Genomic DNA, 14,877 nt, shown 5'->3' on the forward strand with positions numbered 1-14,877 from the left:
GGTTCTGCGGGATCCGTAACGGATCGACAGGGAGGTGTGAGCGACTCGCACCTCGCGTCGGCAGTATGGATCGCCCCGCTTGGGACTGACTTGATTTCATGCAGGAGGGATGGCGGCAAAGCCCGAAGCAGACTGATTTATTCTTCAACGACCTGAACGCGGGCCGGGCGCGGCCACGCCCGGTGGCCGGCCGGCCTGCGGGCCGCGGGCAGCGCTCCGCCGCAGGTGGGCAGCAGGGGGAGCGGTCCGCCGGCCGGCGGGCGGCCGGGACGGCAGCCGCGGAACGCTCGCCTCCACCCGGCCCCGGCCGCTCACTTCTTGACGACTTCTTTACTCACCGCCTGGCGGGCAGGCGCCGCGGCAGCGGGGCCGCGGTACCCGGCACGGTGCCGCCCTCGCTCAGCCCGAAGCGGCGGTGGAAGCGGCGCAGGGGGCCCGGGGCGTACCAGGCGGAGCGGCCGAGGAGGCGCATCGCGGCGGGTACGAGGACGCCGCGTACCGCCACCGCGTCGATGAGGATGGCCAGCCCGGTGCCCAGGCCGAACATCTGCATGAAGCTGATCTGCGCGGTGCCGAAGGCGAAGAAGCTCACCGCGAGCAGGCAGGCCGCGGCGCTGACGATGCGTCCGGTGTGCCCGAGGCCGTCGGCCACGGCCGTCCCGTTGTCCGCGCCCTGCTCGTGCAGCTCCTTGATCCGGCTGGTGACGAACACCTCGTAGTCCATGGACAGGCCGAAGGCGATGCAGAACATCAGCATCGTCATCGACACCTCCATCGGCTGGGCGGTGAAGCCGAAGACCGAGGAGAGGTTGCCGTCCTGGAACATCCACGTCATCACGCCCAGGGTGGCGCCCAGGCTGATCAGGTTGAGGACCAGGGCGCGCAGCGGCTGCACCACGCTGCCGGTGAAGAGGAAGAGCAGCACGAAGGTGCTGAGCACGACGAGCGCGACGGCGATCGGCAGCCGGTCCGCCAGCGAGTCCCTGGAGTCGACGAGCGCCGCGGCGACCCCGCCGACCTGCGGTTCCGTTCCCCCGGGCGGCGCGACCGCGCGCACGTCCGCGACCAGCCGCTGACCGGCGTCCGACTTCGGCGCGGCCTCGCCGACGACGCTGAGCTGCTGCGCGCCGGGGCGGCCGAGCGCGGGGTTGCCGGCGCCGGCCTCCTCGCCCGCGGCGTAGGTCGCGGTGCTCGCCTCGACGCGGACGACGCCGTCCAGGCCGGAGAGTTCGCCCGCGTACGCCGCCAGCGGGGCCCCGGCGACGGCCCCGTCGATGACGACGTGGACGGCCCCGTCGTCGTTGCCCGCGAAGTCCTCCCGCAGCACCGTGGCGACCTGGCGGCTCTCGGAGTCCTCGGGCAGCACCCGCTCGTCCGGCGTGCCGAACGTGATGCCCAGCAGCGGGCTCGCCGCGAGCAGCAGCACCGCGAGCACCGGCAGCGCCGTGACCGCGGGCCGCCGCATGACGGTACGGGCCAGCCTCCCCCACAGCGGCGCACGGGAGTCACCGCGCCGGGACTTCGCCCACGGCAGCCTGCCGCCGTTGACGCGGTGGCCCAGCACGGCGAGCAGCGCAGGCATCACGAAGAGCGTGCTCAGCGCGGCGATGGCGACGACGCCGACCCCGGCGTAGCCGAAGGAGCGCAGGAAGTACTGGGGGAAGACCATGAGCGCCGCGAGCGCGGCGGCCACGGTGGCGGCGGAGAACACGACGGTACGGCCCGCGGTGTGCACCGTGGTGCGCACGGCGTCGGCGACGGACGCGCCCGCGCCGAGCTGCTCGCGGAACCGGCTGACCATCAGCAGCGCGTAGTCGATGCCCAGGCCCAGGCCGAGTGCCGTGGTCAGGTTGACCGCGGAGACGGAGACATCGGTGACGCTGCCGAGGACGAAGAGCTGCGCGAACGTGCCGGCAATGGCGATGAGCGCGATGGCCAGCGGCAGCAGCGCGGCGACCACGCTGCCGAAGACGAACAGCAGCAGCACCAGTGTCAGCGGCACGGCGATCGCCTCGGCGAGCACCAGGTCCTTCTGCACCTGCGGCGACAGCTCGACGTCCACGGCGCTGCCGCCGCCGGCCCGGACGTCGAGCCCGCCGGCCCGCTCCCCGGTGAAGGCGTCGACGACGCCCTCGGCGTTCTCCGCGCGCTCCGTCTCGTCGCCCTCGACGTGCGCGAGCACCAGGGCCTCGCCGCGGTCCTGCGAGCGCAGCGCGGGATTGCCCGCGTCCCAGTACGAGACGACGTTCGTGACCCGGTCGTCGGCCTTCAGCTCGGTCACCAGGTCCCGGCCGCCCGCCGCGACCGGCCGGGCGTCGACGTCGGCGCCGTCCCGGGTGGCCCGTACCAGCAGGACGAGGTTCGTCTCCCCGCCGAACTTGTCGTCGATGATCTCGCCGGCCCGGGTGGACTGGGCGGACGGGTCGTCGTAGCCGCCGCCCTTGAGCTGGGCGAAGGCGCCGGCGCCGAGGGCGCCCATGAGGACGACGGCCACGGCGGCGACGACGAGGACCAGCCGGGACCGGCGGATCGCCAGCTCGGCTATGCGGTGGAACACGAGAGGTCTCCTTTGTGTATGTAACGCGATATGTCCGTCAAGTGGCAAGGGGCGGGCCCGGGTCGACGTGAAGGGGGGCCGGCGCGCACGACGGTAGCCAGGCGGCGGAGAATTTGGCAGTGTTAAGTTTTTCTGACAAGCCGCCGGCGAACGGGGAGTTGCCATGGCCGTGGACGAACGCCCCGCGCCCCCGCCGTCGCTGCGCGAGCGGCGCCGGGCGGTCGCGGTCCGGGAGATCGTGGACGCCGCCGAGGCGCACATCGTGGAACACGGCCCGGCGGCCCTGTCACTGCGGGCGGTCGCGCGCGGGCTGGGGATGACGGTGCAGGCGCTGTACCACTACTTCCCCAGCAGGGACGCGCTGCTGACGACGCTCATCACCAAGACGTACGACGACCTGGCGGCGGCGGTGCAGGAGGCTGCGGACGCGGCCGGCGGCACCCCCGGGGACGGGGCGGGGTTCGCCGCCGCGACAGAGGGCTACCGCCGCTGGGCGGTGGCCAACCCGGAGCGGTTCCAGTTGATCTACGGCACCCCGTTGCGGTACTACGCGGCGCCCGCCGAGGGGCCGACCACGCAGGCGGTGCGCAGGATGAGCGCCGTCTTCGAGCGCGAGATGTTCCGCGGGTACGGGAGGGACCGGCTCGCCGCCGCCGACCTCCCGCCCCTCTCCCCCGAACTCCACGCCGTGCTCGACGGCTTGCGCGGCGGCGACCCGGCGGCGCTGCCGCCGGCGGCGGTCGCGCTGCTGTTCAGCGCGTGGGGGCACATGCACGGGCTGGTGGTGCTGGAGGTGTTCGGCCACACCGCGTTCCTCGGCGACCACCGCGCCGAGCTGTTCCGCCTGTCGATGCGCAACCTCCTCACCGACACCCGCCGCCGCATCCCGGCCGGCCCGTAGCCCGCCGGCGGACGGTACCGCCAGGCGCGGGCCCGGCGCCGCACGCGGTGGGCCCGGCGGAGGGGGTCGAGGGGCCGCCGTCAGGCCGCCGGTTCTCCCTCGTTGCGGGTGCGGTAGGCGTCCACTTCGGCCCGCAGGCGCTCGGCCTCGTCGTGCTCCCCCAGCTCGTCGAGGTAGAACGCCTGCCACTCGCGGCAACCGAGGGCTTCCGGGTGGTCGGGACCCTCGACGCGCGCCCAGTCCGTCGCGACCGCACCGGTCAGCCGGGCCGCCTCGGCATGGTCCCCCGTCCCGCCGACGTAACGGGCGTGGAAAATGCGCGCGTTCAGGGTGTCCCGGTAGTCGGGCCCCATGACGCGCTCCCAGTCGGCCGCGACCTCGCCCATCAGCCGCGCCGCCTCGGCGTACTCGCCCGCCTCCCCGAGCTCCCACGCGCTGAGGTGCCGGGCGAGCACGGTGTCGCGGTGGTCGGGGCCGTGGAGGCGCGCGTGGTCGGCGGCCAGTCCCGCGTGCAGCCGGGCGGACTCCACGTGCTCCCCGGACGCGCCGAGAAGGGAAGCGTGGCGCTCGCGCGCGCCCAGGGTGTCGTCGTGGTCCGGGCCCAGGACGCGGCCCGTGTCGGCGGCCAGTTCCGCATACGCGCGCGCCGCGGCCGCATGCTCCCCGGCGTCACCGAGATGGCGGGCCCGGCTGCCGCGGGCGGCCAGGGTCTCAGCGTGGTCGGGGCCGCGTACCCGGGACAGGGCGGGCACGAGTTCGCCCATCAGACGGGCCCCTTCCGCGTGGTCCCCCGCCATCCCGACGCAGTGGGCGTGGAGCATGCGGGCGACCAGGGTCTTCTCGTGGTTGCGGCCGTGCACCCGGATCCGGTCGTCGAGGAGGACCGCGAACAGGCGCGCCGCCTCCGCGTAGTCACCCGCGTCCGCGAGGTGGAGGCCGTGCAGGTGGCGGGCGAGCAGGGTGTCGGGGTGGTCGGGGCCGAGCACGCGTACGGAGTCCGGGACGAGGTCCGCCAGCAGGCGTACGGCCTCCTCGTGCCCGCCCGCGTTGCCGACGGCCTCGGCGTGGCCCCGGCGGGTGGTCACGGTGTTGCGGTGGTCCGGCCCCACGCGGCGTACGAACTCCGGGACCAGGTCCGCCAGCAGGCTCGCGGCCTCCGCCTCCCGGCCCGACCGCGCGACGGCCATGGCGTGGTGCTGGCGGGTGAACATGACGTCGAGATGGTCGGGCCCCTGCACCCGGCTGCGGTCCGCGACCAGCTCGGCCAGCAGCCGGGCGGACTCCTCGTGCTCGCCCGACCTGCCGAGCCTGAGTGCGTGCCGGTGGCGGCGGCGCAGCGCGCGGGGGCGGTCCTCCTTCGGCAGGCGACCGGACCTGGCGGCGGCGGGCGGGGGTTCCGGCTCCGGCTGCCCGCCCGGATCCGTGGGGGTGTACCGCGGCGGCGCGGTGGCCGTGGGCGCGTCGTGCGGGGGCGGCGGAGCGCCGTCGGGCTCGGTGGCCCGTGCCGTACCGGGTACGGCGCGGGCCTCGATGAGGGTGTGCACGGCCTCGGGCCACGGCGCCGAGGCCGCGAAGTCGTCGCCCGGGTCCCACTCCGCGCCGATCAGGCCGAGGAGTTCGGCGAGGGTGGGCCGGTCGTCCTGGTTCTTGGCCAGGCACGCGGCGACGAGGGTGCGTATCCGCTCGGGCACCTCGTCCAACTGCGGTTCCGCCGTGACCACGCGATGCAGGACGCCCAGCGGCGTGCCGTGCCCGAACGGCGCGACGCCGCCGGCGGCGTAGGCCAGCACGGCACCGAAGGAGAAGACGTCTCCTGCCTGCCGGACGTCGCCGTCCTGGGCCTGCTCTGGGGACATGAACCCCGGCGTGCCGATGGTCGCGCCGGTCCCGGTGAGCACGGTGCCGTCCACGGCCCGGGAGATCCCGAAGTCGATGACCCGCGGGCCGTCCGCGGCCAGCAGCACGTTCGACGGCGTGAGGTCGCGGTGGAGCAGCCCCTCGGCGTGGATGGCCTGCAGCGCCTCGACGAGTCCCGCGGCCAGCGGCCACACCGCGGCCTCGGGGAACGGCCCGGCCGCGCGCACGGCTTCCGCCAGGGAGGGGCCCGGGACGTAGAGCGTGGCGATCCACGGCGGATCGTCCTCCGGGCCCGCGGCCATCACGGGCGCGGTGTACGCGCCGCTGACCGACCGCGCGGCGGCGACCTCCCGCCGGAACCGGCCGCGGAACTCGGGCTGCCGGGCCAGATGGGCGTGCACCACCTTCACCGCCGCGGCCCGTCCGCCGGGCGACCGGGCGAGGAAGACCTCCCCCATACCGCCCGCGCCCAGCCGGCCGCGTAGCACGAAGTCGCCCACCCGGGCGGGATCCCCATCCGCCAGCGGCTCCACGGCACTCCTCCCTCCGCGCCGGAGCACACGTCCCCCGGCACTGCTCGCCCCCTACCCAATCACCAAGCGGGCCCCCGGTAGTTGACCTTGGCACGACCGGCACTCCGGATCGGCGGGGGACGGGGCGCGCGGTACCCGGGCACGGCGGGCGGGAGCGGGAATCGTGGGACGTGTGCGGCGGGGCGTGGCCGGGCTCGCGCTGCTCGTGGTCCCCGGGCCGGCGGGGCCCGCCGTCCGCACCGGCGGCGACGGGGACGTGGACAGGCACGGGGGCGGGAGCACGGGCAGGACGCGAAGGCGCCGGGTTCGAGGCCGCCACCGGCGAGTTGGTGACGGAGTTCGGCCCGGGCGGCACGACGAGTCCCCATCAGACGTGCCCCGACTCGGCCCGGTATCGGGCCACGGACTTCCGGTCGGTGGCGGGCGACGCGCTCGCGGAGCGGCTCCGACCGTTCGCGGCGGGCCGCCGCTGACACCGGCGACCGCCGCGGACCCGCGGGGGGGGGCGCGGCGGTCGCGGTGCCGTAGCGCACGCGGCCGGCCGTACGTGAACGGGCGCGGGGCCCGCGCCCGTTCACGTACGCGCTCGGATCCTCAGGACAGCAACTGCTTCCACACCGTCGCGTCCAGCTCCCGGCCCGACGGCGCCCGCCGCCCGCGGCCGAGCAGCGCCTCGACGGCCTTCGAGACCTCGCCGCCGGCCCCGGCGCGCCCGCGCGGGGTGATCAGCGGCCAGATGTCCGCGCCGAGGTACCCGGTCTCGTCGTTGCGCTTGTGGTACTCCGCCGAGCAGGAGTGCCGCTCGACGCCGCTGTCCTTGCCGAGCTTCGCCACGGCCCGCTTCGTCTCGGGGCCGAAGATCCCGTCGGCGGGCAGCCCGGTGAACCCGCGGGCGCGCAGCAGGTGCTGCGCCGCGCGCACCACGGAGCCGCTGTCGCCGGGGCGCAGCAGCGGCCAGACGGCGGTCCGCTCGGGCTTCGGGGCACCGAGCACCCCGGCCACCGCGTCGCGCAGCTCCGGCAGGCGGGCGTAGAGCACGTCGCCGGGGCACTCGGTGGAGTTGAAGTCGCGGTGGCCCATGATGTTCTCCACCGGCCGCCCGTACTGGCCGGCGATCCAGGCGACCATCGCGACGAGCGAGTCCCACAGCGCGGCGGGCACGTCGACGTCGGTGTAGAGGCCCTCGTTCTCGATGCCGATGACCTCGCTGTTGCGGCCGCCGACGTTGGCGCCCTGCACGTGCTGGGTGCCGCCGCGCACGACGTCGAGGCTCTCGTGCCGGCCTTCGAGGCAGTAGCCGCCGCGGCTGATGGTGAACTGCTGGCCGGTGTCGCCCCACCCTTGGGTGTCCATGTGGAAGTTCTGGATGGACCGGCAGATTTCCATGGCGTGTTCGAGCGAGTAATCCTCGCTGTTGCCCGGTTCCGCGGTGTGGTGGACGGCGATGTACGTCGGCACGTGGTCGAGGACGACGATGTCGATTTCCGGCGGTCGGGCACTCCATTCCGCGGTGCCGTAAATGCGCGGCTCGGGCGCCGCGAGCGCGTGTGCGCCGCGCGGCGGGGCGGGGGCCGCGCCGGGTGCGGCCGTGGTCGCTGAGCTGGGCGTGGCGTGTGCGAGCCCCGCAGCGCCGAGGCCGAGCGCACCGGCCGCGGAGGCGGTCAGTCCGCCGCGCAGCAGGGCGCGGCGGTCGAAACCCGGATGTGCTGCCATCCTGGTCTCCTTCTTCAGGTGGGGGGTGGATGTGGGGGGATCAAGGATTGTGCGCGCGCGCTGTCCGGTCGGCCATGTAAACATCCGGGACATGCACACGACAACCCCTGAGTAACAACGGCCCCTATTCCACGGGGAATTGGGGTCAACTCCCGCGTCAATGGGCCGACCAATGAAAACGACGATACGCGAATAGCGATGACGCCCGTCGCCGCCTCGCCGGGCGCCGGGTAGCCTCTCGCACGACTGTCGAGGAGGTCCGGTGGTACGCGAACAGGCAGGCCGGGTGCTCGGGGCCAACCTGCGGGCGCTGCGCGCCCGGGCGGGGCTCTCCCTCTCCGGGCTGGCGCGCGCCTCCGGGATCGCCAAGGGCACGCTGTCCCAACTGGAGTCCGGGACCGGGAACCCCACCATCGAGACGGTGTTCAGTTTGTCGAACGCTCTGGGGGTGCCGGTGTCCTCACTGCTCACCGAGCGCGAGGACCCGGACGTGCTGCTGGTGCGCTCGGCGGGCCTCGAAGTGCTCAGCAGCAACGCGGTCGACCTGCGGATGCTGCGCCGGATGGACCTCACCGACACGGTCGTCGAGCTGTACGACCAGCGGGTGCGCCCCGGCGAGGTGCAGCACTCGGCGGGCCACCCCGGGCGCGAGCACGTCGTCGTCACCTCCGGGCGGCTCCGGGTGGGCCCGCCGGAGGCGCCGTACGAGCTGGGCCCCGGCGACTACGTCTGCTTCCCGGCCGCCGCCCCGCACGTCTACGAGACCGTCGAAGGACCGGTGCTCTCGGTGCTGATGCTGGAGTACCCGGCCGCCGCGCACCCGGTCCCGCCGGTCGCCTCGTGCGCCGTGCCCGGGCCGCGACAGAACGCACATCGCGTCCCCGGAACAGGGGCTTGACCGCCGATCGGCGCCCTCCATACGCTCGTTGCCGTTCGTTTTAATGAACGGAGGTGGGCGGCAGGTGGCGTACGACGTCGTGGTCGTCGGTGCCGGTGTGATCGGGGCGGCCTGTGCCGAGGCGCTGACCGCCGCCGGGCTGTCGGTGGCCGTGCTCGACCGCGGCGCCCCCGCGAGCGGCACCACCGCCGCGGGCGAGGGCAACGTCCTGGTCTCCGACAAGGCGCCGGGCCCCGAGCTGGCCCTCGCCCAGCACTCCCGCCGCCGCTGGCCCCATCTGCTCGCGGAACTGCGCGACCTGCTCGGCCCCCGCCGCGCGGAGGCGGAGTGGGAGGCCAAGGGCGGCCTGGTCGTCGCCACCGCGCCCCCGGCGGCCGGCGCGCTCGCGGACTTCGCCGCCGCCCAGCGCACCGCCGGCGTCCGGGCGGAGCCGGTGACCCCCGCGGAGGCCGGGGCGCTGGAGCCGTACCTGACCGCGGAGGTCGCGGCGGCCGTGCACTACCCGCAGGACGGCCAGTTGCAGCCGGTGCTCGCCACGACCGCGCTGCTGGCGGCGGTACGGGAACGGGGCGGGAGGGTACGCGCCGGCGTCACCGCGCACGGGGTGGTGACCGGTGCCGGGGGCGCCGTCACGGGCGTGCGCACCGACCGGGGCACGGTGCCTTGCGGCGCGGTCGTCAACGCCTGCGGGCCGTGGGCCGGCCGGTTCGCCGCGGCGGCGGGGGCGCCGGTCGCGGTGCTGCCGCGGCGCGGGCTGGTCCTCGTCACCGCCGCGCTGCCCGCGGGCACGGTGCGGCACAAGGTCTACGACGCCGACTACGTGGGCGCGGTCGCGGGCGGCACCGCCGACTTGCAGACGTCGACCGTCGTGGAGGCGACGCGCGCCGGGACGGTGCTCATCGGCTCCAGCCGGGAGCGGGCCGGCTTCGACGAGACGGTGCGGGTGGCGGTGCTGCGCGAGCTGGCGCGGAAGGCCACCGGGCTGTTCCCGGTGCTGGCCGGGGTGCCGGTGATCCGCGCGTACGGCGGCTTCCGGCCGTACGTCCCGGACCATCTGCCGGTGATCGGCGAGGACCCGCGGCGCCCCGGGCTCTGGCACGCCACGGGCCACGAGGGCGCGGGCATCGGGCTGGCGGCGGGCACGGGGCGGTTGCTGGCGGATCTGTTCACGGGGCGGTCGCCTGAGGTGGCCGCGGAGCCGTTCCGGGTGGACCGCCCGGGGGTCATGACGGAGGCGGAGGCGGCGGATGAGTCGGCGTAGGCGGGCGTGGGGCGGCGGGGCCGGTGCGGGAGGGCCGTCGCCGGACCGTCCGCCGGGGGCGGGTGAGCGGCATCCGGGCGCGGGCCCGGCGGGGCGGGGCGGGGACCTGCTGATCGTGCGGGTCGACGGGGAGGAACTGGTCACCGAGTCGGGGCGGACCGTCGCCGGGCTGCTGCTGGCGCTCGGCCGGGTCTCCTGGCGTACGACCCGCGGCGGCGGCCGGCCGCGCGGCGTCTTCTGCGGCATCGGCGTCTGCCACGACTGCCTCGTGGTCGTCAACGGCGCCCCCGACGTCCGCGCCTGCCAGCGCCTCGTCCGCGACGGCGACGACATCCGCACCCAGGACGGCGCGGAGCTGCCGGCGTGAGCGGGCCCGGGGTGGCGGGCCCCGTCGTCGTCATCGGCGGCGGGCCCGCCGGGATGGCCGCCGCCCGGGCCGCGGCCCGGCTCGGCGTCCGCGTCCTGCTCGTGGACTCCGGCGCCACGCTCGGCGGGCAGTTCCACCGGCAGAACTCGCTGACGGGCCATGACCGGTTCGCGCTGCCGCCCGGCGTCGAGCATCTGCCGCACACCGTCGTCTGGGCACTGGAGCCCGCGCCGGAAGGCGGGCACCGGGTGCACCTGCGCACCGGACCAGCCGACGGCCCCGGCCGTACCGCGCGCAGCGTCGGGACCCGGGCGCTGGTGCTGGCCACCGGGGCGTACGACAGGGCGCTGCCGTTCCCCGGCTGGGACCTGCCCGGCGTCTTCACCGCGGGCGCCGCGCAGGCGCTCGCGAAGGGCCAGGGCGTACGGGTCGGCGAGCGGGTGCTGGTGGCCGGCACCGGTCCCTTCCTGCTGCCGGTCGCCGCGTCGCTGACGGCGGCCGGGGCCGGGGTGGCCGGGGTGCTGGAGGCCGCCGAGCCGGTCACGGCCTGGCTGCGGCGGCCGGCCGACGCCGTCGCCGGATGGCGCAAGTTCGGCGAACTCGCCGGGTACGCCGCACTCCTGGCCCGCCACCGCATCCCGTACCGGCGCCGCACCGCCGTCGTCGCCGCGCACGGCACGGACCGCGTGGAGGCGGTCACCACCGCGCGGCTCACTCCCGGCTGGGAGATCGTGCCGGGCAGCGAGCGGCGGGTGGAGACGGACGCGGTGTGCGTCGGCTTCGGGTTCGTGCCCCAGTTGGAGACCGCGCTCGCCGCGGGCTGCGCGCTCGACGGCGGGTTCGTCGCGGTCGGCGCCGCGCAGGCCACCTCGGTGCCCGGGGTGTTCGCGGCGGGCGAGCTGACGGGCGTCGGCGGCGCCGACGCGGCCGCCGCTGAGGGCGAGGTCGCGGGCGTCGCCGCGGCCCGGCTTCTGGGCGCCCGCCCGGCGCCCCCGGCGGCGGCGCTGCGCCGGGTACGGGCCGGGCGCAGGTTCGCCGCCGCGCTGGCGCGGGCGTACCCGGTGCCGGACGGGTGGCGCACCTGGCTGGCCGACGACACCCTCGTGTGCCGCTGCGAGGAGGTCCCGTACGGCGAGCTGCGCCGCTCGGTGCAGGAGCGCGAGGCGCTCGGGGTACGGGCCGTGAAGCTGGTCAGCAGGGCCGGGCTCGGCCAGTGCCAGGGCCGCGTGTGCGGCCTCAACGTCGCCTGCCTGACGGGCGTGCCGGACGCGGCGGCGTTCGCGCGCCGCCCGATCGCGTCGCCGGTGCGGCTGGGTGAGCTGGCCGAGCCGCCGCCCGCGGAACCGGAGCCGGGAACGTGACCGTACCCGTACCGCCACACCGTCCCTCGAAGGAGACCGCCATGCCGCACCGCAGGTTGGACAGAGCCGTTCCGGCCCACCCGGCGGGGGTGTGACGTGCGCGCCTCCCGCTACTTCACGGCCGTCGACTCGCACACCGAAGGCATGCCGACCCGGGTGATCACGGGCGGCGTCGGGGTGGTGCCCGGCGCCACGATGGCCGAGCGCCGCGCGTACTTCGCCGAGCACCTGGACGACATCAGGCAACTGCTGGTGAACGAGCCGCGCGGGCACGCCGCGATGAGCGGCGCGATCCTCCAGCCGCCGACCCGGCCGGACGCCGACTACGGCGTGCTCTACATCGAGGTCTCCGGGCTGCTGCCGATGTGCGGGCACGGCACGATCGGCGTGGCCTCGGTGCTGGTCGAGACCGGGATGGTGACGGTCACCGAGCCGGTCACGGAGGTCCGGCTGGACACGCCGGCGGGGCTGGTGATCGCCCGGGTCGCGGTCTCGGGCGGCAAGGCGGAGTCGGTGACGTTCCGCAACGTGCCGTCGTTCGCGCTGGAGCTGGACGCGGCGGTGGAGGTGCCGGGGCTGGGGCGGGTCGCGTACGACATGGCGTTCGGCGGCAACTTCTACGCCATCCTGCCGATCGAGAGCCTGGGCATCCCGTTCGCGAAGGCGGAGAAGGAGCGGATGCTCGCCGCGGGCCTGGCGATCATGGACGCGATCAACGAGCGGAACCGTCCCGTGCACCCGGCGGACCCGGGCATCTCGGGCTGCAAGCACGTCCAGTTGACGGCGCCGCCTGTGGACGGCTCCGCGGACGCGCGCAACGCGATGGTCATCCACCCGGGCTGGTTCGACCGCTCCCCCTGCGGGACGGGCACGTCGGCGCGGATGGCACAGTTGTACGCGCGCGGGGAGCTGGAGCTGGGCGCGGACTTCGTCAACGAGTCGCTGCTCGGCACCCTGTTCACGGGCCGTCTGGAAGCCGAGACGGAGATCGGCGGGCTGCCCGCCCAGATCCCCACGGTGACGGGCCGCGCCTGGATCACGGGCATGTCCCAGTACCTCCTGGACCCCGACGACCCCTTCCCCGCCGGCTTCACGCTCTAGTCTCCGGGGGCCGCCCGCCCCGGGAGGGCTCCCGGGGGCTTCGCTCTACGGTGCCGGTGGTGGCACCCGGACCGCCGGGCGCACCGAGGCGGAGGAGCGTGGCATGGCACGGCGGTGGAAGCTCGGCGCGGCGGCCCTGGCCGCGGGCACGGCACTGCTGGTCGCGGGGTGCACCGACCCCCCGACCGACTCCAGCGAGATCGTCACCTTCACCGACGGGCACGGCCGCGTGTGCACGGGCTCCGTCGTGGTGGACAGGGAGCAGAGCGAGGGCACCGACTACGAGATCACCGGCCTCGACTGCGAGTACCCGCCGGAGGGCCGGAGCCCGGGCCCCGAGTCGTACCGCCCGCTGCCGCAGCGCAAGTCCGGCTAGCCGCGTACGCGGACGGGCCGGGGCCGGCCGCGGTCCCGGCCCCGGTGCCGAGGTCTCGCGCGGGGTGTCGGTGGCGGGGCATAAACTCGCCCGATGAGTTCCACCGAGGCGCTGCAGGTCCTCAGCAAGGTCTTCGGCTACGAGTCGTTCCGCGAGGGCCAGCAGGAGATCATCGACCATGTCGTGGGCGGCGGCGACGCCCTCGTGCTGATGCCCACCGGCGGCGGCAAGTCGCTGTGCTACCAGATTCCCGCGCTGGTCAGGCCCGGCACCGGGGTGGTGATCTCGCCGCTCATCGCGCTCATGCAGGACCAGGTCGACGCGCTGCGCGCCCTCGGCGTGCGGGCCGGGTTCCTGAACTCCACGCAGGATCCCGACGAGCGGCGGATGGTGGAGGCCGAGTTCCTCGCCGGGGAGATCGACCTGCTCTATCTGGCGCCCGAGCGGCTGCGGGTGGAGTCCACCATGCGGCTGCTCGACCGCGGGACCGTCGCGCTGTTCGCCATCGACGAGGCGCACTGCGTCGCGCAGTGGGGGCACGACTTCCGGCCCGACTACCTCGCGCTGTCCGCGCTCTCCGAGCGCTGGCCGGACGTGCCGCGTATCGCGCTGACCGCGACGGCGACCAAGGCGACGCACGCGGAGATCGCGAGCCGGCTGCAGTTGGAGCAGGCGCGGCACTTCGTCGCCAGCTTCGACCGGCCCAACATCCAGTACCGCATCGCGCCCAAGCGGGAGCCGAAGAAGCAGCTCCTGGAGCTGCTGCGCAGCGAGCACGCGGGCGACGCCGGCATCGTCTACTGCCTGTCCCGCAAGTCCGTGGAGGACACCGCGGACTTCCTCGTACGGAACGGGATCGACGCGCTGCCCTACCACGCGGGGCTGCCCGCGGCGACCCGCGCCGAGCACCAGTCGCGGTTCCTGCGCGAGGAGGGCATGGCGATCGTCGCCACCATCGCGTTCGGCATGGGCATCGACAAGCCCGACGTGCGCTACGTCGCCCATCTCGACCTGCCCAAGTCCGTGGAGGGGTACTACCAGGAGACCGGCCGCGCGGGCCGCGACGGGCAGCCCTCCACCGCGTGGCTCGCGTACGGGCTGCAGGACGTGGTGCAGCAGCGCAAGCTGATCGACGGCTCCGAGGGCGACGACGCGCACCGGCGGCGGGCGAGCGCGCACCTCGACGCGATGCTCGCGCTCTGCGAGAGCGTCGACTGCCGGCGCTCGCAGTTGCTCGCGTACTTCGGCCAGAGCGGCTCCCCCTGCGGCAACTGCGACACGTGCCTGACGCCCCCCGAGTCGTGGGACGGCACGGTCGCCGCGCAGAAGCTGCTGTCCACGGTGGTGCGGCTGCGGCGCGAGCGGCGGCAGAAGTTCGGCGCCGGGCAGATCGTCGACATCCTGATGGGCCGCAAGACGGCCAAGGTCATCCAGCACGACCACGACTCGCTCTCGGTCTTCGGCGTCGGCGACGACCTCGCGGAGCACGAGTGGCGCGGTGTCGTACGGCAGTTGCTCGCGAAGGGGCTGCTGGCCGTCGAGGGCGACTACGGCACGCTGGTGCTCACCGAGGAAGCCGACGAGGTGCTGTACCGGGGCCGCAAGGTGCCGCTGCGCACCGAGCCCAAGCGGGCGGCGAAGGCGGCGAAGGCGAAGTCCGGGTCCAAGCGCGCCGAGCCCGTCGACCTGCCGGCGGAGGCGGCGTCGCTCTTCGACAGGCTGCGCGCGTGGCGGGGTGCGACGGCGAAGGAGCAGGGGGTGCCCGCGTACGTGATCTTCCACGACGCGACGCTGCGGCAGATCGCCACCGAGCGCCCCGGATCGCTCGCCTCGCTGGGTTCCGTCAGCGGCGTCGGGGAGAACAAGCTCGCGAAGTACGGCGAGGCGATCCTCCAGACCGTCGCGGAGGACGACGCGGGGTGAGGGCCGGAGGGTGAGGGCCGCGGGGCGAG

General features: G+C 75.1%; 11 protein-coding genes. 8 read left to right on the forward strand and 3 right to left on the reverse strand.

The genetic code is table 11. From position 1 onward, the window contains the following. Positions 1-334: 334 nt before the first annotated feature. Positions 335-2,557: an MMPL family transporter gene (locus tag ACFYVJ_RS23390; protein WP_388894578.1), complete on the reverse strand. Its 2,223-nt coding sequence runs from the start codon at positions 2,555-2,557 to the stop codon at positions 335-337. 163 nt (positions 2,558-2,720) lie between these two features. On the opposite strand from ACFYVJ_RS23390, the gene ACFYVJ_RS23395 reads away from it, so the two are divergent. Then, positions 2,721-3,458, forward strand: a complete 738-nt coding sequence (locus ACFYVJ_RS23395; protein WP_388894581.1) for a TetR/AcrR family transcriptional regulator — start codon at positions 2,721-2,723, stop codon at positions 3,456-3,458. A gap of 80 nt (positions 3,459-3,538) precedes the next feature. On the opposite strand, the gene ACFYVJ_RS23400 is transcribed toward ACFYVJ_RS23395, so the two are convergent. Next, a complete protein-coding gene (locus ACFYVJ_RS23400; protein ID WP_388894584.1) occupies positions 3,539-5,848 on the reverse strand; it encodes a protein kinase in 2,310 nt (769 codons plus the stop codon). Between the two features lie 594 nt (positions 5,849-6,442). Continuing rightward, on the reverse strand, positions 6,443-7,561 hold the full coding sequence (locus tag ACFYVJ_RS23405; RefSeq protein WP_388894587.1) for an N-acetylmuramoyl-L-alanine amidase: 1,119 nt from the start codon (positions 7,559-7,561) through the stop codon (positions 6,443-6,445). Positions 7,562-7,823: 262 nt separating this feature from the next. Between ACFYVJ_RS23405 and ACFYVJ_RS23410 the strand changes: the two genes are divergently transcribed. The 7 genes from ACFYVJ_RS23410 (at position 7,824) to recQ (ending at position 14,848) form a co-directional block, all read left to right on the forward strand. After that, entirely contained in the window at positions 7,824-8,459 is a 636-nt protein-coding gene (locus ACFYVJ_RS23410; protein ID WP_388894590.1) for a helix-turn-helix domain-containing protein, read from the forward strand. A 64-nt stretch (positions 8,460-8,523) separates the two neighbouring features. Continuing rightward, positions 8,524-9,720, forward strand: a complete 1,197-nt coding sequence (locus ACFYVJ_RS23415) for an NAD(P)/FAD-dependent oxidoreductase (RefSeq protein WP_388894593.1) — start codon at positions 8,524-8,526, stop codon at positions 9,718-9,720. After that, positions 9,707-10,087: a (2Fe-2S)-binding protein gene (locus ACFYVJ_RS23420; RefSeq protein WP_388894596.1), complete on the forward strand. Its 381-nt coding sequence runs from the start codon at positions 9,707-9,709 to the stop codon at positions 10,085-10,087. Before ACFYVJ_RS23415 ends, ACFYVJ_RS23420 begins: the two co-directional genes overlap by 14 nt. Then, positions 10,084-11,448, forward strand: coding sequence for an NAD(P)/FAD-dependent oxidoreductase (locus ACFYVJ_RS23425; protein ID WP_388894599.1), 1,365 nt, complete (start codon positions 10,084-10,086; stop codon positions 11,446-11,448). The genes ACFYVJ_RS23420 and ACFYVJ_RS23425 overlap by 4 nt, the downstream gene beginning before the upstream one ends. A gap of 96 nt (positions 11,449-11,544) precedes the next feature. Continuing rightward, the gene (locus tag ACFYVJ_RS23430; protein WP_388894602.1) at positions 11,545-12,549 is read left to right on the forward strand and encodes a proline racemase family protein; all 1,005 of its coding nucleotides are present in this window, start codon (positions 11,545-11,547) and stop codon (positions 12,547-12,549) included. Between the two features lie 103 nt (positions 12,550-12,652). After that, complete coding sequence (locus ACFYVJ_RS23435; protein WP_388894605.1) at positions 12,653-12,925, forward strand: hypothetical protein; 273 nt, start codon at positions 12,653-12,655, stop codon at positions 12,923-12,925. Between the two features lie 93 nt (positions 12,926-13,018). Next, positions 13,019-14,848 carry a DNA helicase RecQ gene (gene recQ, locus ACFYVJ_RS23440; protein ID WP_388894608.1) on the forward strand — a complete coding sequence of 610 codons (1,830 nt, stop codon included), beginning with the start codon at positions 13,019-13,021 and terminating at the stop codon, positions 14,846-14,848. Positions 14,849-14,877 lie beyond the last annotated feature (29 nt).

The organism is Streptomyces sp. NPDC004134 (genome assembly GCF_042874195.1).
Taxonomy (GTDB): Bacteria; Actinomycetota; Actinomycetes; order Streptomycetales; family Streptomycetaceae; genus Streptomyces.

Excerpts from the sequence above, each read along its gene's own strand:
- ACFYVJ_RS23395 (WP_388894581.1), top strand. The coding sequence starts at position 2,721 with ATGGCCGTGGACGAACGCCCCGCGCCCCCGCCGTCGCTGCGCGAGCGG.
- ACFYVJ_RS23405 (WP_388894587.1), bottom strand. The coding sequence starts at position 7,561 with ATGGCAGCACATCCGGGTTTCGACCGCCGCGCCCTGCTGCGCGGCGGA.
- ACFYVJ_RS23420 (WP_388894596.1), top strand. The coding sequence starts at position 9,707 with ATGAGTCGGCGTAGGCGGGCGTGGGGCGGCGGGGCCGGTGCGGGAGGG.
- ACFYVJ_RS23435 (WP_388894605.1), top strand. The coding sequence starts at position 12,653 with ATGGCACGGCGGTGGAAGCTCGGCGCGGCGGCCCTGGCCGCGGGCACG.
- recQ (WP_388894608.1), top strand. The coding sequence starts at position 13,019 with ATGAGTTCCACCGAGGCGCTGCAGGTCCTCAGCAAGGTCTTCGGCTAC.